Source organism: Natronomonas moolapensis 8.8.11 (genome assembly GCF_000591055.1).
Taxonomy (GTDB): Archaea; Halobacteriota; Halobacteria; order Halobacteriales; family Haloarculaceae; genus Natronomonas; species Natronomonas moolapensis.
Map to the genome: position 1 here is coordinate 2,306,380 of NC_020388.1, position 15,132 is coordinate 2,321,511.

General features: G+C 65.8%; 18 protein-coding genes. 8 read left to right on the top strand and 10 right to left on the bottom strand.

Features of this window, described 5'->3' with window-relative positions:
- Positions 1 to 296: 296 nt before the first annotated feature.
- The 6 genes from NMLP_RS11110 to NMLP_RS11135 all read right to left on the bottom strand — a co-directional run bounded on the left by NMLP_RS11110 (position 297) and on the right by NMLP_RS11135 (position 4,028).
- Positions 297 to 749 (bottom strand): hypothetical protein, encoded by a 453-nt coding sequence (locus NMLP_RS11110; protein WP_231857234.1) that lies wholly within the window; start codon positions 747 to 749, stop codon positions 297 to 299.
- 27 nt (positions 750 to 776) lie between these two features.
- Positions 777 to 1,802, bottom strand: a complete 1,026-nt coding sequence (locus NMLP_RS11115) for a cell division protein FtsA (RefSeq protein WP_015410211.1) — start codon at positions 1,800 to 1,802, stop codon at positions 777 to 779.
- A 70-nt stretch (positions 1,803 to 1,872) separates the two neighbouring features.
- Positions 1,873 to 2,769 carry a DUF7139 domain-containing protein gene (locus tag NMLP_RS11120; RefSeq protein ID WP_015410212.1) on the bottom strand — a complete coding sequence of 299 codons (897 nt, stop codon included), beginning with the start codon at positions 2,767 to 2,769 and terminating at the stop codon, positions 1,873 to 1,875.
- Between the two features lie 88 nt (positions 2,770 to 2,857).
- A complete protein-coding gene (locus NMLP_RS11125; RefSeq protein WP_015410213.1) occupies positions 2,858 to 3,127 on the bottom strand; it encodes a hypothetical protein in 270 nt (89 codons plus the stop codon).
- Complete coding sequence (locus NMLP_RS11130) at positions 3,124 to 3,549, bottom strand: hypothetical protein (RefSeq protein ID WP_015410214.1); 426 nt, start codon at positions 3,547 to 3,549, stop codon at positions 3,124 to 3,126. The genes NMLP_RS11125 and NMLP_RS11130 overlap by 4 nt, the downstream gene beginning before the upstream one ends.
- A gap of 125 nt (positions 3,550 to 3,674) precedes the next feature.
- A complete protein-coding gene (locus NMLP_RS11135) occupies positions 3,675 to 4,028 on the bottom strand; it encodes a small CPxCG-related zinc finger protein (RefSeq protein ID WP_015410215.1) in 354 nt (117 codons plus the stop codon).
- A 131-nt stretch (positions 4,029 to 4,159) separates the two neighbouring features.
- Between NMLP_RS11135 and NMLP_RS11140 the strand changes: the two genes are divergently transcribed.
- Together NMLP_RS11140 and NMLP_RS11145 are read left to right on the top strand one after the other, a co-directional pair.
- Complete coding sequence (locus NMLP_RS11140) at positions 4,160 to 5,035, top strand: DUF7093 family protein (RefSeq protein WP_015410216.1); 876 nt, start codon at positions 4,160 to 4,162, stop codon at positions 5,033 to 5,035.
- Between the two features lie 134 nt (positions 5,036 to 5,169).
- A complete protein-coding gene (locus NMLP_RS11145) occupies positions 5,170 to 5,598 on the top strand; it encodes a DUF5518 domain-containing protein (protein ID WP_015410217.1) in 429 nt (142 codons plus the stop codon).
- 29 nt (positions 5,599 to 5,627) lie between these two features.
- On the opposite strand, the gene NMLP_RS11150 is transcribed toward NMLP_RS11145, so the two are convergent.
- Entirely contained in the window at positions 5,628 to 6,053 is a 426-nt protein-coding gene (locus tag NMLP_RS11150; RefSeq protein ID WP_015410218.1) for a hypothetical protein, read from the bottom strand.
- 172 nt (positions 6,054 to 6,225) lie between these two features.
- On the opposite strand from NMLP_RS11150, the gene NMLP_RS11155 reads away from it, so the two are divergent.
- Positions 6,226 to 6,603 (top strand): DUF5684 domain-containing protein, encoded by a 378-nt coding sequence (locus NMLP_RS11155; protein ID WP_015410219.1) that lies wholly within the window; start codon positions 6,226 to 6,228, stop codon positions 6,601 to 6,603.
- Positions 6,604 to 6,670: 67 nt separating this feature from the next.
- On the top strand, positions 6,671 to 7,102 hold the full coding sequence (locus NMLP_RS11160) for a hypothetical protein (RefSeq protein ID WP_015410220.1): 432 nt from the start codon (positions 6,671 to 6,673) through the stop codon (positions 7,100 to 7,102).
- Between the two features lie 481 nt (positions 7,103 to 7,583).
- On the opposite strand, the gene NMLP_RS11170 is transcribed toward NMLP_RS11160, so the two are convergent.
- The gene (locus tag NMLP_RS11170) at positions 7,584 to 9,500 is read right to left on the bottom strand and encodes a methyl-accepting chemotaxis protein (protein WP_015410221.1); all 1,917 of its coding nucleotides are present in this window, start codon (positions 9,498 to 9,500) and stop codon (positions 7,584 to 7,586) included.
- Between the two features lie 347 nt (positions 9,501 to 9,847).
- On the opposite strand from NMLP_RS11170, the gene NMLP_RS11175 reads away from it, so the two are divergent.
- The 4 genes from NMLP_RS11175 to NMLP_RS11190 all read left to right on the top strand — a co-directional run bounded on the left by NMLP_RS11175 (position 9,848) and on the right by NMLP_RS11190 (position 13,580).
- A complete protein-coding gene (locus tag NMLP_RS11175; RefSeq protein WP_015410222.1) occupies positions 9,848 to 10,468 on the top strand; it encodes a class I SAM-dependent methyltransferase in 621 nt (206 codons plus the stop codon).
- Positions 10,469 to 10,675: 207 nt separating this feature from the next.
- Positions 10,676 to 11,278 (top strand): flavin reductase family protein, encoded by a 603-nt coding sequence (locus tag NMLP_RS11180; protein ID WP_015410223.1) that lies wholly within the window; start codon positions 10,676 to 10,678, stop codon positions 11,276 to 11,278.
- Entirely contained in the window at positions 11,275 to 12,573 is a 1,299-nt protein-coding gene (locus tag NMLP_RS11185; protein WP_015410224.1) for a M20 family metallopeptidase, read from the top strand. The genes NMLP_RS11180 and NMLP_RS11185 overlap by 4 nt, the downstream gene beginning before the upstream one ends.
- A complete protein-coding gene (locus NMLP_RS11190) occupies positions 12,570 to 13,580 on the top strand; it encodes a hypothetical protein (protein WP_015410225.1) in 1,011 nt (336 codons plus the stop codon). Before NMLP_RS11185 ends, NMLP_RS11190 begins: the two co-directional genes overlap by 4 nt.
- 211 nt (positions 13,581 to 13,791) lie before the next feature.
- Here the strand turns inward: NMLP_RS11190 and NMLP_RS11195 are convergent, their stop codons facing one another.
- Entirely contained in the window at positions 13,792 to 14,718 is a 927-nt protein-coding gene (locus tag NMLP_RS11195; RefSeq protein WP_015410226.1) for a hypothetical protein, read from the bottom strand.
- Positions 14,715 to 14,978, bottom strand: a complete 264-nt coding sequence (locus NMLP_RS11200; protein ID WP_015410227.1) for a DUF2249 domain-containing protein — start codon at positions 14,976 to 14,978, stop codon at positions 14,715 to 14,717. Before NMLP_RS11200 ends, NMLP_RS11195 begins: the two co-directional genes overlap by 4 nt.
- Positions 14,979 to 15,132: the final 154 nt, after the last annotated feature.

Genomic DNA, 15,132 nt, shown 5'->3' on the forward strand with positions numbered 1-15,132 from the left:
GACTCCCGCTTTGGCCTCGGCTGAGCCAGGACGTTACTCCGTTTATCATCAACGTCCCGCTGTCCGCTCACGGGCGCACAGCGCCCGTTCACGTGGTCCCCAACCGTCCATCCTCTTTGCGCCCAACGGACTGGATGCTCTGGGGTGCCCACCGCGTCCCGCAGCGTTAGAGCGCCCCGCGCCGGTTCTCCTATTCACCTTGCCGGTGGTCGAACTCGTTGCCCGTCCGGAGCGTGTTCGTGCTGGCGACAAGGAGGGTGTTCACGCCGAGGTCAACCCCGAGAACCGTTCCGTTCTCAGCGGCTGCCTTGTTCGACGTGTCTGGCTCCAGCTCCATCTCGCAGTGGAGGTGAAGCACTCACTCGCCGTCGCGGAAGTGGAGTTCCGACCCCCGTCGTTTCGTACTCGTCGGAGAACAGGTATTCCGAGTGTGGTGTGTCGCTGCCCTCGCCGGGTAGCACGTAGTCGGCTTCGATGCGCTCGGGTGTCGTGGCGAGAGAGATGTAGTCGTCCTGTAAGATCGCGGTGCGGTGGTCGCAGACGACGTCTGAACTGGTGAACGTGGGTTTCGACGCTTTCGTTCCTTGCGTCCAGCGTGCGACGACGTTTTTGTACGCCTCGGCTGTCTTGTTCCTCGCTGTCTGGACGAGTCCGTCGTTGAACCCGTCCGTTTGCTCGCGCACGTCGTCGTAGGGCTCGTCGTCCAGTGCCGTCTTGCCGGTGGTGACACGTAGCGAGCGGGATCCCACCTCCGAAGAGTGGGAGAATATAAATAGCTACCGTTCCGGTTCGGCTTCCGAAGCGGTTTGCTCCTCCGTGGGTTCTTCCTCGTCCGACCGGGCCGCAACCAAAGCGCCACGCGCGACGCTGTAAAGCGGTTCCTCGGCGTGCGAAACGCCGCTGACAGAGAACGGAAGCGAGGAGTCCGTTAGGTGGTCTTCGAACAGTTTCTCGAATCCGTTCGGACTCGCTGTGCCGCCCGTGACGACGACCGGCACGTCGAGTCCTTCCTCTATGTCCTCTTCGTCGACCTCGTTGACTATCCGCTTGATAACGTACTCGAGCAGGTTCTCGTAGTAGATCGAGAGCGCTCCTTCGACGCCGCCGACGTCGGTCTGGAAGTCCAACTCGAAGCCGTCTTCCTTGATCGACGTGACCTTGTCGACGGGCGTTCCCGTCGCCTGTGCGGCCTGCTCGTCGACCCAGTCGCCGCCGCGAGCGACGGAGAATTTCATCACTGGAACCGCATAGTAGGCCAAACAGACGTTCGTCATTCCGGCCCCGAACGAGATCCCGAGCCCAGTAAAGGAGTTGTCCGCGAGTTCGGAGTAGATGACGGACATACCTTCGTTGATCGGCTCGGCGTCGTACCCGACGTCGTTGAGGAAGGATTCGATCGTCTTCTGGTGATACAGCGTCGATAGGTCGGTATCGATCGGGTCGGCCGGCGAGGAAAAATACAGCCGCTCTCCGGGATACTGCGGTTCGCCGACGACCTGCTCGATGATGAGCTTCATCATCGGGATCGCCGACTGTTCGTCGCTCGAGAGGATACCGGCTTGCATCGGTCGCCGGGTTTCCTTGTTGAATATGTTTGCGAAGTTGAGCGCGTCGTCCCCGACGACGTACACCTTGTCGTCCTTGCGGATGTGTAGCACGTCGCTGCGGGAGAGCATCTGCTCCGCCATATCCGAGTACTCGATCTCGACGAAGGAGTTTCGCTGTTGAACGAATACGGTCTCTGTGCCCTCCTGTCGCGCGGAGAGGATGTTCATTGTACCAACGTCTAGGCCTTTTGCCATAGTCGATACGGAAGGCCCAGCAAGATAAAATTATATGACGCGACAGCCACCGCGCGGAGCGGCGTCGAGCTCAAAACAGTGATCGAAGTCGCGAGAAGGCCCCGTCCTCGTCGGCGTCCTCGGAGAGATCGCCGCTCTGTTTTCGATCTTTGAGTTCCCGGAGGGCCGCGGTCTCGTCGTCGACGGTCCCGTCAGCGGTCTCGACGTCCGTCTCGCCGCCTTTGAGCTGCTTGAGGCCTTCGACCTCCGCGTCGACCCCGGTACTGACGGTTTCTTCGGCCTCGACGTCGAGGCTTCCGGACGCCTCGTCGGCGTAATCGGCGGTGAAGTCGAGCCGGCGGGTCTCGGTCTTTTCAACGCCGCCCCAACTGATCTCGACGTCCGACATGGCCGCATCGATATCCGACTCGATCTCCTCCTCGGAGATCGACTCCGTACTGCGTCCGTCCCCGCCGGAATCGGCGGTCGTCGTTCCGGCGTTTGCTTCTTCGCCCCGAGCGAGGCGATGGGCGACGAGCGCGCTCCCCGTCGTTGCGATGATGACAGCGAGTCCGGCGGCGTACGTCCCGACGACGAAAAGCGTGTTCCACGGGCCGAACTCGAACCACACTGTCGGGTAGGCCCGCAGAAACGCCCCGGCGGCGACGACTGTGAGCCCGAGCCCGGCGAACGCGACTGTGACGATCCGGCGACTCGTCGGGAGTAACACGACGACCCCGATAAGTGCCAACGGAACCGAGAGCAGACCGAACAGATAGCCGGGTTGGGCGAGCGAAAAGTACCCCGGTTCGCGCAATCCGTACGTGCCGGCACCGATAATAAAGAGCAAAAACCCGATAACGGCGAAGGCCACACCGGCGAAGAACAGACCGAACCCGGAATACACTTCGGTCTCCGTTTCGGGTTCGCCGACGTATTGTTCGTACAGGCTGAACAGAACGTTGTCCGGAGGGGCCGTTTCGCTCATTACACCTGAGTTCTGCACCGACGAATATAAATATTCGAGCCTCACAGAAGCGTATCGGCGTTTCCGACGCTCCCCGTTCGAACGTACCTCATTCGTTTCGCTCGGAGGCGTCGTCCGCGTCCCGCATCTGATTCAGCGTGTCGACGCCACTCAATGAACGTTCGGTTCGAACTTCTGTCGTCTTGTCCGGATCGAGTTGCGGGTCGGACTCGTCGGCGGAGGTGTTTTGTTTCGTCGCGTTGGCGTCCTCCGTCGCGTCGGCAGTCCTCTCTGTCGCGTTGGCGTCCTCCGTCGCGTCGGCAGTTCCCGTCCGGTCGGACCCGAACAACCACGATCGCAGCCGATCGATGAAACTCATCGGTAATGTTTGAACAGGGTCGCCTTGATGTCGTCTCTGGTTCGTGCGGTTTCGGTACTACCGTCGGGGAGATCGACCTCGTAGGGCACCTCACCGTCCGATTCGCGCCACTTGTCGGCGTGTTCGTCGAGCAGATCAAACACGCCCGACGTGTCTGACGTGGAGCCTGAGACGGACTCAGTGGTGGCCGTCTCGGTCGACAGGCTCGTCGATTCCGGAGTCGATTCGGAAGGACCCGTCGGTACCGAGTCGTCGTTCGCCGACGGGGCAGCGGCGGCGTCCGTCTCGGCCGTATCGAGGAGGTAGTCCACGACATCGGCTGGACGAACGGAGGCGTATCGTCCCGCGTACTCCGCCGCCAGTCGCTCTCGAACCGCGTTGAAACGTTCGTGCTGGGCCTCGGAAAGTTGTATCTCCGGCATACGTGTACCTACGTGTCATCGCATAAAATACGTGTTATCACACGGGCCCCCACCCCGTTCCATCCAGCCGATCCGGGGTTGTTCGCTCCGGTACGTACGGACCGCGGAGCCGTGTGGTCTCCGATTCACCGCTCCTCGTCCGCCGGCGCTCCGGCCTGGGTCTCAAAAGCGCCAGTGCCGCTGGAGTCGTCACCGTCGGCGGCGTCGGATACAGCTCCGTCACCGTCGGCGTCGCGCGTCGCCTCGGCTCTCTCCGCCCGTTCGGCGAGCGTATCGCTGTTGGAGCTATCGGGCGGCGACTGTTCGGTCGTCCGGCGATGATAGAAGCGGCTGAGCGCTTCCTCCCACGACTCCAGCGGGCGAGGGGTAGCCCTGTGGTTGACCTCGACGCCGACGTATACGCACTCGTCACAGGCGTATGAGACCTTTTCGCCGAGTTGGTACCGGCTGAGTGGCCCACCACATCGCGGACACTCCATACGTAGGGTATCGGAGCAAATAATAAATCGGTTCCGGGTGTCCCCGACGCCGTGCCGGGCGTATCAGCGCGTCAGACTTGCGTATGACGTGACGTGTACGTTTATTTCCCTCGTCATATAACGCGTACCCAATGGGAGTTCGATGCGCCCTTTCGGGGCATCTGTACGAGACGACGGAGTTCGAGGAACATCGCAGGGAGCGTCCGGAGGGAGTGGTTCTGGTCTGTCGGGAGTATCAGGTCTGCAGTCGTTGCGGGAGCCGCGAAGAGATGTATCGGAACGAGCAGTTGCTGACACCACGGGAACATATGGGCGAGGAGAGCGCTCCCGAAGACGTAGACGCCCCCGAGGGCGAACAAGATGGGCATAACAGCGACAAAGACAGTCGCGAGCCGACGGAAGGCCCCTCCGAGCACGCCGACTCGACCGACCCCGACTGGACACTCGAGGAGGTGTCCCGGCCGGAGGACAACCTGGGCGGCGAGACATCCGGGTCCTCGGTCGCTACGAACGGTCACAGCAGTTCAACGACGGACGAACGAGACGACACGGACAGACTGGAGACGACGGCCGAGGGGTCGTCTGGGCTCGATTCGCTCCCCGGTGGGGCGGTCGCTACAGAACCCGATGTGGACGATGCCGACGAGGCGGAACGGGCCAATCGGTTAGAAGCGCCGGAGAACGAGCCGACGAAAGCGACCGACCACCGGTTCGACCCGGAGTCGCGGGCGAACACAGCGGGCCGGACCGAGAATACACGTTCTCCCCCGAACGAGGACGTGACGGCGGACACTGCGAGTGACGAACCCACGGACGATGCGGTCATCATCTCCGAGGCAGACGATACGACGCCCTCGACGGACGAACACGACGACGGGGACGGTACCGGACTCCGTTGTCAGGCCTGTGGCGGAACGTGGGACGGAGCGACGACGTCGCTTCGCGAAGGTGATCTGTGCCCGGAGTGTCGGCGGGGATACGTCGAGGCGCGGTCGGGAGTCCACTGACTGGCCGATGGATTAAACTGTTAGCAGCTGACGCGACAGGCGTAGCTCCGTCCGATTCCGGCTCCAAACGGATGGCTTCGAGGGCGGTTTGAGCCAACGGGGCTACTAAACGCTTCGTCGCCGCGTTCGTCAGTATGGAAGCAAATTGGTCGCTCGGACAGGAGACACCGACGTACGTGTATGCGCTTTTCGGAGGTGTGGTTGGAATGGTTGCGGTGACGGCACATAACCTGGTCGCCGGCGCGGAGTCGCAGTATAGCCTCTGGGGGGTGTTTGTCGGCAGTTGTCTCGCCGGATTTCTCGCCGCGAACGGGTCGAGGCGGGCCAAGAGGGCCGGCATAGGTGCCGGCCTCCTTGGGGTAGTGCCCGCCTTTGTGTGGTTGTCCGACTTCTTACCGGGGTGGGTCCGCACGTCGGCTTCGGAAGGTGGGCCGGTCCTCGCGGTCGTATTTTTCACCTTCCTCGTCCTCGCCGTCGCCACGATCGCGACGCTGATCGGCGTATTTGGTGGCTCCTTCGGCGGCTGGCTCGCCGAGATGACCGCTCCAGAAACCGGCGGTTGATGCCCCTCCGGGTAGCGTTTCAGCGTGTTTCAGGGACGGTGTGACGCGATCGATTCGGTGAGGTGGTGTCGTGTCCGCAGCCCGGCCCGGTACCGGCCGACGACGTCGTCCTGATGGGCCGGACACGCGAGTACCCCGATAGCACCAGCACCGACCGCGACGACGGGGTGTCGATGCCGGTGGGAAGCACGCCGACAGCCCGGACACTGGATTCCACCGGCCGGGCGGTGTTTTAATATCGTTGTACTCTCCTCGGTAGTCAATCCACAGACGGTGCCGAACTGCTCTATGTGATCGGGGCACCCGACGAGCGGAATCGTGAGGTGATCGATCAACAGGAACGAGACAGTGTCTCGCCCCGGCGATCGAAGCGCTGCATCACACGCCGTACAGCGAACCGACTGGGGGCCGTCCGCCGGGGCCGCTGGCGGGTCGCCGAAGTCTACAGCATCCATCGTAGGAGGTACCCCTGCTTCGTGCCGAAGACGGATACATCACCGGTATCCGGGGCCGTGCCGTAGCGATGGCGGAGTGCTGTTGGCAACAGCGGGTGCGGCAGTGTCGAACAGTATAATTCGTGTTTGAGCCTGCGTCGAGGTTTTTTATCCGGACGACCAGACGTGTGCTATGGCTCCGACAGGAGTGGGTCCAGTCGTATTGCAGGCCACTGACGTCGGCCTACAGATAGGTATTCAACTGCTCTTGGCCGGAAGCGTCGTCGCAGGGATGTGGGTGACGTTCGAGAAGGCCGGGGAGCCGGGATGGGCCGCGATCATTCCGATATACAACACCTATTTGCTCGTAAAGATCGGTGACAACGCGTGGTGGTGGGTGCTCTTGCTGTTCGTCCCGGTGATCAATATTCTCGCGTTAGGGAAGATCAGTATCGACGTGGCCGCCGCGTTCGAGAAAGGCGTCCTGTTCGGCCTCGGATTGGCGTTGTTGCCGTTCGTCTGCTATCCGGTTCTCGGGTTTGGCGGCTCCCAGTATCGGGCCGCTTCCTGAATGTATCCGGTGCTTGAGCAGGAACTACAGTCCTAATGCGATTCGCTCCGGACCCTCGTCGGAAATGATGCCCACGGAAAACACGACGGATCGAGATCCGAACGGCCCTCCGACGAGCATCAAACTACTGGCCGTCGTCCTGAACCTGTATGGGATCGTCCGTCTGTTTACCGGGGTGTTCGTGCTACTGCTCGCCGTCAATATCGGGATCGCGGACGACGGCGGCGCGGGAACACGCGCAACGGCGTTCAGTCTCGTCCCGATCGGTACGGCGGTTGCGACGTTCGTTCTCGCCTACGGACTGTGGAGCCTAGCGGAGTGGGCGTGGTCTTTCGGCCTCGCCTTCGCCGGCGTACAGCTACTTCGGGCGGGTCTGAGCCCCCTTGGAGGCGAAGGTGCACTCTACGAGGCTGCGATGTTCGCTGCTCTCGGGGCGTTACTTTCGACCAAGCGACGGTATTATACAGTTTCGAGCACCGGAACCAGTCGTTCCGGCTGAGCCGACTATTTAATTATAGAGATTCGAGGAGAATACTGGTGGCTTTAGCCACCAGATGAATCCGACAATTTACGTTACAAGCCATCGTGTCGTACGTCGTGCGTGGAGAACTGGCGGTTGGCTCGGTGGTCGCCACGGTTCATAGCCGGAAACAAACAGTAAGCCGACCACGCCGACAGTCGTTAAACAATCAGGTACCTCGAAGCCCTCTCCGGGGTACGAGTAACGGCTTCGTGGCAAAGCCACTGGCTGACTGTCCAGCAAACCGTAGACTCCCAACCGTCGGGATTGACCTGCCCGGCCAACACCGGGTGGGAGGCCCGCGCCTTTACCCGCGGGAGGATGTCACACCCTCGGCACCCCACGACGGCGACGGAGACGCTCTCGTCGCGCGCCTCGGGACCGATGATGCCGAACTCCCGACACGTCAAACCGGTGACGGAGACGCCGCTGGGAAAAATCGGAGCTTTCAGGCTGCCCGTCAGTCCCGTCCGCCATCGGGGCGTGCCGGCGCGGCGGACGATGGCGTCGGAGACGCGTTCCCGGAACCGCCCGAAACGCCCGTCGCGGACCCGGTACGGTCGTCGGGATCGCGCTCGGTCGTGTCGAAGGACTCGACACGCTCCGTGAGATCGCTCGCCATGGTCGCGAGCTCCTGTGCGTCCTCGAGGGTCTCCTCCAGCGATTCGACCTGGCTGGCGGTTTGCTCGGCGACGTCGGTCGACTCGCGCGCGGTGGATTGACTCGTCTCGGAGACGTCGTCGACCATCGATGCGATCTCCTCGGCGGAGGCGGCCTGATCGTCGGTCGCGCTGCTGATCTCGGCGATCCCGCCCTCGGCCTCCTCGATCGCCGCGGCGATGTCGTCGAACATCGAAATGGTCTCGTCGATCGTGTCCGCACCGGTTTCGACGCGGTCGGTCATCGCCTCGATGCTGGTGACGGCCCCGTCGGTCACCTCCCGTGCGTTCTCGATCCGTCGCTCGATGTCGTCGGTTGCGACGGAAGCCTCCTCCGCGAGCGATTTGACCTCGTTTGCGACGACCGCGAACCCGTCGCCGCTGGCATCGGCGTTAGCCGCTTCGATCGAGGCGTTCAACGCGAGGATGTTCGTCTGTTCGGTGATGCCCCTGATCACGTCGGCGATCTCGACGATCTCGTCCATCTGCTCGTTCAGCGCCGTGATCTCCTCGGCGACCGCGTCGGCCCGCGATTCGATGGCCGCGATCTCGTCAGTGGCATCGCCTGCGTGCTCGCGGCCCTCGTTGCCGCGGTCGACGGCGGTTCCGGCCGTGGCCGCGACCTCCTCGGAGGACGAGGCGATCTCCTCGACTGTGGCCGACAGGTCGCCGATCTCGCCGGCGACGGTTTGGAGTTGCTCGTCCTGTTCTTCGGCGCGGGCCGCAACCTCGGAGACGGACTCCTCGACGTCGATGCTCGTCCGTTTGATTTCGGTCGATCTGTCGGCGACGTCGGTGCTGGCGCTCGAGACGCGCTCCGCGAACGACTGGATGTCGAGGACCGTTCGTTCGACGTCGTCGATCATGTCGTTGAACGCCCGCGCGATAGAGGCCATCGCGTCGTTGTCGACGGAGTCGTCCAGCCGTTGCGTGAGGTCTCCGTCGGCACAGGCCCGCATCGTGGTCTGAAACTCGGTGGCCGTCGCCTCCAGCGCCTGGTTCAGCGCCGTCATCTCCTCTTTTTGTCGGGCGGCCTCCTGTTGTTTGTCCTCGGCGACCCGTTTTGCTTCCTCGACCTCGTCGAGTTTCTCCTGGATCGCCTCTCGGGCCTGTTGGCGCTGGATGGCTAACGACTGCCAGAGAAACGTGATCGCGGTGGCGAGCATCAACACGCCGACAGCGTGGATGCCGCCCCACACGACCGGGTTGGCCATGGCCGCCGGGTGGTTGTAGACCGTGAACCACTCGATGAGCCCGAAGACGCTGTGTTGGGTGGCGACGTAGCCGATCGTGATGCCGAACGGCACCCAGTCTTCGTACAGGGCAACCACCCCGACGCCGACAAAATACAGGAAGTGTGCCTCTATGAACCCGCCGGTGAAGTACGCTAACACGGCGGCGACGGTCATGAACGCGAACGCCGCCAGCGCCGACCGGAGGCGACGCGGCAACAACGGCACCGCAGCCACGAGCAACAGCGCCGCGACGAGACCGGTGCCGGCCAGCGAGTGCGCCATCGGGATCGCGGGGAGTTCGGCGCCAGTGACCGATTCTACCCCCGTCAGCCGGCTAATGGCGAACACCAACGGGAGGATCGCCGCGGTAAAAAGGAGGATGCCGCGGTGGCGATTCCGGAAGGACTCGTCGGGTATCTCGGTTCCGTTCGGGGTGTTTTCGACGTACCGGGCGATCGCGGACCGAGGCTCACTCGCGGGCATGTGTACGTCAGTAGCTATCGCAATCGGTTATAAACGCCCCGTCGGTTACGACGGACGTATACCCGTTTCGATTTCAACGGCAACACCGACGAAATTTAACGCGGCAGCCGTGCCCCGGGCGCATTCCGGCGTGCGGAACGCGGAACAGCCGCCTGGAGCGGTGGCGATGCCACGACGATCCCGCCGCTTTCGGCTGGAAAGACGGTGGTCTCGGTCGGCGAACGCTTGGCGTCGGTCGCGGGCGGGGGCGACGCTCCCCAATGTCGGCGTTGTCGGCCACCCTGCTCGCAGCGTGAGGATCCCGGCCGAGCCGGGAACCATTTTGCCTCACGCTTCGAACAGCGGGCATGAAGAAATCCATCGACGAGCACGCCGAACGATTTTCCGAGTACGCCGACGAGTACGACGACACCCAGGACGCCCCGGAGTACCGGGCCGCGGTCGATCTCGTCGTCGAACACGCCGCCCCCGGCCCCGACGACGTCGTCGTCGACCTCGGGACCGGAACCGGCGCGATCGCGCTCGCGCTCGCTGACGACGCCGGGCGGGTGATCGGTCGCGACATCAGCGACGGGATGCTCGAACGCGCCGCGGCGAAGGCCGACGACGCCGGAGTACCGGGCGTCGCCTTCGGTCCCGGCCGGTTTCGCGATCCGAACGTCCCCGAGGGCGTCGACGTCGACGTCGTGACGTCGAACTTCGCAATGCACCACCTGAGCGACGCCGAGAAGCGCGAGGCGATCGAAACGCTTGCGGAACTCGGCCCGCGGCGGATCGTCCTCGGCGACGTGATGTTCTTCGGCGATCCGGACCCCGAGGATCCCTTCTACAGCCCGGAGGTGGACGACCCCGCGACCGTCGGCGTCCTCGCCGACGCGTTCACCGATTCGGGGTACGTTCTGAGGGCCGTCGAGATGATCGGCGAGCAGGTCGGCGTCCTCGTCGCCGAGCGAACCGCGCCGGCCTGACGGGAACCGATCCCCCTCGGCGACACATTTACACCCCCGGACGACAGTGGCTACCACGATGCGACGTACACGACCGAGCGCGCAGACGGGGGACGTATGGCGACGGGGGAACGCCGCCCGGCGGAGCGGGAGCCGCATCGGTGACCGCGGGGGACGGGGGTCGCCCGCCGCCCCGGACGGTCGGGGCGCCGGGGAACGGGGGCCGCGATGACGCTTCCCGACGGGTTCGTCACGCTTCAGCCCGATCAGTCGTTCTTCGAGACGCTGTACACGGCGGCCCCGCTGGTGCTCGTCGGAACCCGCGGCCCCGACGGCTCGTCGAACCTGGCCCCGAAGCACATGGCGATGCCGCTCGGGTGGTCGGGCCACTTCGGGTTCGTCTGTACGCCCGAACACGGCACCTACCGGAACGTCGAGCGGACGGGAGCGTTCACCGTCAGCTATCCGCGTCCGGAACACGTCCTCGAGACCAGCCTCGCCGCGGCCCCCCGCGACGGGGAGGGCGACAAGCCCACGCTCGCGGCGATCGAGACGGTCGAGGCCGGGGCGGTCGACGCACCGGCCGTCTCCGGGGCCTACGGCGTGTTGGAGTGCGAACGCGACCGGACCGTCGAGGGGTTCGGCGAGGCCGGGCTCGTCGTCGGCGACGTCGTCGCCAAACACGTCCACAGCGACGCCTACCGCAGCGACGACGCCGAACCGGAGGCCCTGTTGGGGCGGGCGCCCGTTCTGGCGCATCTGTACCCCGACCGGTTCGCCGAGATCTCGGAGTCCCGACAGTTCCCGTTTCCGGAGGGGTTCGAGCGGTGACGCCCGCCGACGGAACCGACGCGGACGAGACGAATCGGGACGAGACCGCCGACGGGACCGGGACCGGGACGGGCGACGGCGGCGGAACCGACGCGGACGGGGACGCGAGAACCCCGGGCGGGCCCGACGCCGCCCCGGAGCGCCGGATCCGCGAGTGGGCCGGGGACAACCGCGACCGCGTCGAGGCGTACCTACTCGAGTTGGTCGAGGCCGAGACACCCACGGAGAACCCCGAGACGTTCGACCCACTCTTCGAGCGGCTGGCCGGGGACTTCGAAGCGGTCGGGCTCGAAACCGAACGGGTTCCCGGCAAGGAGACGGGGGGCCGACTCGAGGCGTACTCGCCGGGGAGCAAGGACGGGCCGATCCAGCTCGTGCTCGGACACGCCGACACCGTCTGGCCGCTCGGAACCGTCGCGGAGCACCCTCCGGAAGTGCGCGCGGACGTCCTCGAGGGGCCGGGCTCCCTCGATATGAAGGGCGGGCTGACCCAGGCCGTCTTCGCGCTCCGGGCCCTCGATGCCCTCTCGCTCGATCCGGGGCTACCCGTCCACGTCCTCGTCTCCAGCGACGAGGAGATCGGCAGCCCCGAGTCCAAACCGCGCATCGTCGAGCTCGCAAAGCGGGCCGCCCGGGTGTTCGTCCTCGAACCCGCAAGCGGCCCCGAGGGGAAGATCAAGACCGCCCGCAAGGCGGTCGGCCACTTCACTGTCACCATCGAGGGAAAGGCCGCCCACGCGGGCCTCGAACCGGAGGCGGGGGCCAGCGCGACCGAGGAACTCGGCACCGTCATCCACCGGCTCCACGGTCTCACCGACGTCGACTCGGGGGTCACCGTCAACGTCGGCGAGGTCGAGGCGGGGCTCCGCTCGAACGTCGTCGCGCCCGAGGCCCGCGCCGAGGTCGACGTCCGCGCGCCGACGGAGACGGCCGCCGACGCCGTCTCCGAGCAGATCCGCTCGCTCGAGGCGACGACGCCGGGCACGGAACTGCGGATCGACGGCGGGTTCGGCCGACCGCCGATGGAGCGGACGCCGGGCAACCGGCTACTCTGGGAGCGCGTCCAAGCCATCGGCCGCCGTCTCGACCTCGACCTCGAGGGGACCCGCTCGGGCGGGGCCAGCGACGGCAACGACGCCAGCCAGCACGCCCCGACGATCGACGGGTTCGGCGCGGTCGGCGACGGCGCCCACCAGGCCTTCGAGTACGTCCGCCTGGACGCGCTGGTCGATCGAGTCGCCCTGCTCGCGGCCTGTCTGTGTACCGGGCCGCTCGAAGCGGGTGATGGCGCGTGAGCGCCGACGTCCACGCCTCGGTGACGCGTATCGCCGACCTCGCCGGGAGCGACTACGCGGTCGACCCCCGGCCGACAGACGAGTGGGCGACGGGCGAGTACGTGCTCGCCCGGGTGACCCGCCGTCCCGGCCCCGACGTCCGCGTCGAGACCCCAACCGGGCGGCGCGTCGAGTTGATGGAGGGCGAGACGCTCGTCGGCGCGCTCGGCACCCGCCGGGCGACCCGCGGGTTCGTCGGCGGGTGGCGCGACGCCGGCGAGGATGGCCGCCTCCACGTCATGACCGGGGGCGGCGTCCTCGGGCGGGTCACCTCGGCCTCGCCGTTCGGCCCGGCCCCGGTCGAGATCGAGTACGAGGGACACGTCGTCCGCGACGGCGACGCCGTCCGGATGTCGGAACACGGGCTGGCCGCCGCCGACGTCGCCCACGACACGCCCGTCGTGCTCGTCCTCGGGACGAGCATGTCGGCCGGAAAGACGATGAGCGGGCGCGTCATCACTCGCGTACTCGTCGAGAACGGCTACGACGTCGGGGCGTGTAAACTGACCGGCGCGGGGACCTACGGCGACGTGCTGTCGATGGAGGTGGCGGGGGCGGAGCCGATCTACGACTTCGTCGACGCCGGCCTCCCGACGACGGTCGTCCCCGAGCCGACGTTCCGGGAGGCCATCGGCCCCGTCCTCGACCGGATGCAGAGCGCGGACGTGATCGTCGCGGAGGTCGGTGCCAGCCCGCTCGAGCCGTACAACGGGGCGGCCGTGGTCGATATGCTCGACTCCGAGGTCGCGTTCACCGCGCTCTGTGCCTCCGACCCCTACGCGGTCGTCGGCATCGAATCGGCGTTCGGATGCTCGCCGGACGTCGTCGCGGGGATCGCGACGAACACGACCGCCGGCGTCGATCTGGTCGAGGAACTCGCCGATTGCTCGGCGCTGAACCTCCAGTCGGAGTCGGCCAAGGAACCGCTCGAGGCGATGCTCCTCGACGCACTCGGGCCATCGGTGTGAGAGCGCACACGCCGCGGCCGTGCGGTGATATAATTAATATCCGCCTCCACCTGAACGCGGAGGATCCTGATCGACACCCTCCCACGGCTGAGGCCGGGGGATTCCTCGGTGGGTGCTTCGGGCCGGCCCTGACTCTGAGGCAAGAGTCCCCCCGCAGATCCTCCGGGGTGTAAGCTCTTCTTTGGTCGAGCGATCGGAGCGTCGCCACTCCTCAACCCGCCACGGCGAGATACATCTGTCCGCCCCCCGCCGCGACGAGGACGCCCCCGGCGAGCCGCGTCAGCGTTCCGACGTGCTCGCCCGCCCGCCCGACGAGCGCGTCGTGGCCGACGGCGGTCGCAATTGTCGCACCGACCATCAGAACGCCGAAGCCGCCGGCGTAGGCCCCCAATACGACCGCGGTTCCCAACGCCGGGAACGTCACGGACTGTAGCGTCACCGCCAAGAACAGCGGCAGGACACAAGCCATCGCGGCGAGGGCGTACAGCGCTCCGAACAGCGCGAACCCGAGGACGCTCGCCCGGCGTTTCGGGAGCGGGACGTGCAGCGACCCGGTGTGGCCCGCCAGCACCGCGATCCCGAGGCCGACCAACAACGCCCCGACGGACAACTCGACGGCCGGGAGTACGTGTTCGATCAGGTCGCTGGCGACGACGGCGAGCACGGAGATGACGGCGAACGCGCCGAACACGCCGAGTGCAGCGGCCCCGCCGCGGGCGAAGACGCCGGCCAGCGTCCTCGCGATGTTGTAGACGAACGTCCAGAAGCCGGCGAGCATGAGCGCGGCGAACGGGACGAGCCACGCGACCGGAAGGAACGATAGGGCGGTGCCGAAGCCGAGCAGGCCGGCCGCGACCGAGCCGAGTCCCGCGTTGGCGAGCCGCCGCGAGTGCAGCGCGACGTTCGACCAGACCGGGACGAACTGCGTCATCGTCCCCATGATCGTGATGCAGACCCATCCGACCAACAGGAAATGGACGTGGACGAGGCCGCCCCGACCCGGAAGGACGCCGATCCCCGCTCCAGCGCCGAGCACCGCGCCGGCGAGGAGGAACCCGAGGCCGACCGCGAAGTGCCGCAGCGGAACGGTCATCGGCGGCTGTCGGTCCGTGTCGACGCTGCCCGGAACGGCGCTCATTCGCTCCAGATGACCGTCACCGAGACGCCGTCGTCCTCGAACGTCTCGTATCGGTAGCCCCGCTCCTCGAGGCGCGGATAGAGGTGTTGGGGGCGCCGGTCGTTCAACTGCACGAGCGCGGTCGACTCGGGGATCGCCTCCAGCCGTTCGAGAGTGTTTTTCAGCGGCTGCGGCGGCGGCAGCTCGCGCGCGTCGAGTGTGTCGCGTGCGTGTCCGATCGGCGCGTCGGTCCGAGCGAGGTACGTGTCGGCGTCGGCCATATCGGATCGTTTGGACGGGAACGGTGAGTCGGTTCGCCCGAAGATGTTCCCCGGCGGCGGCGCCGGACGGCGCGTGCGTTCGTCCCGGGGGCGAGCATCCGTCCGGGGGCGAACATCTCCGGGAGCAAGCGTAGGTGGGTTCGCCGAGCAGGTC

Excerpts from the sequence above, each read along its gene's own strand:
- NMLP_RS11115 (WP_015410211.1), bottom strand. The coding sequence starts at position 1,802 with ATGGCAAAAGGCCTAGACGTTGGTACAATGAACATCCTCTCCGCGCGA.
- NMLP_RS11120 (WP_015410212.1), bottom strand. The coding sequence starts at position 2,769 with ATGAGCGAAACGGCCCCTCCGGACAACGTTCTGTTCAGCCTGTACGAA.
- NMLP_RS11125 (WP_015410213.1), bottom strand. The coding sequence starts at position 3,127 with ATGAGTTTCATCGATCGGCTGCGATCGTGGTTGTTCGGGTCCGACCGG.
- NMLP_RS11130 (WP_015410214.1), bottom strand. The coding sequence starts at position 3,549 with ATGCCGGAGATACAACTTTCCGAGGCCCAGCACGAACGTTTCAACGCG.
- NMLP_RS11135 (WP_015410215.1), bottom strand. The coding sequence starts at position 4,028 with ATGGAGTGTCCGCGATGTGGTGGGCCACTCAGCCGGTACCAACTCGGC.
- NMLP_RS11140 (WP_015410216.1), top strand. The coding sequence starts at position 4,160 with ATGGGAGTTCGATGCGCCCTTTCGGGGCATCTGTACGAGACGACGGAG.
- NMLP_RS11145 (WP_015410217.1), top strand. The coding sequence starts at position 5,170 with ATGGAAGCAAATTGGTCGCTCGGACAGGAGACACCGACGTACGTGTAT.
- NMLP_RS11150 (WP_015410218.1), bottom strand. The coding sequence starts at position 6,053 with ATGGATGCTGTAGACTTCGGCGACCCGCCAGCGGCCCCGGCGGACGGC.
- NMLP_RS11155 (WP_015410219.1), top strand. The coding sequence starts at position 6,226 with ATGGCTCCGACAGGAGTGGGTCCAGTCGTATTGCAGGCCACTGACGTC.
- NMLP_RS11160 (WP_015410220.1), top strand. The coding sequence starts at position 6,671 with ATGCCCACGGAAAACACGACGGATCGAGATCCGAACGGCCCTCCGACG.
- NMLP_RS11170 (WP_015410221.1), bottom strand. The coding sequence starts at position 9,500 with ATGCCCGCGAGTGAGCCTCGGTCCGCGATCGCCCGGTACGTCGAAAAC.
- NMLP_RS11175 (WP_015410222.1), top strand. The coding sequence starts at position 9,848 with ATGAAGAAATCCATCGACGAGCACGCCGAACGATTTTCCGAGTACGCC.
- NMLP_RS11180 (WP_015410223.1), top strand. The coding sequence starts at position 10,676 with ATGACGCTTCCCGACGGGTTCGTCACGCTTCAGCCCGATCAGTCGTTC.
- NMLP_RS11195 (WP_015410226.1), bottom strand. The coding sequence starts at position 14,718 with ATGAGCGCCGTTCCGGGCAGCGTCGACACGGACCGACAGCCGCCGATG.
- NMLP_RS11200 (WP_015410227.1), bottom strand. The coding sequence starts at position 14,978 with ATGGCCGACGCCGACACGTACCTCGCTCGGACCGACGCGCCGATCGGA.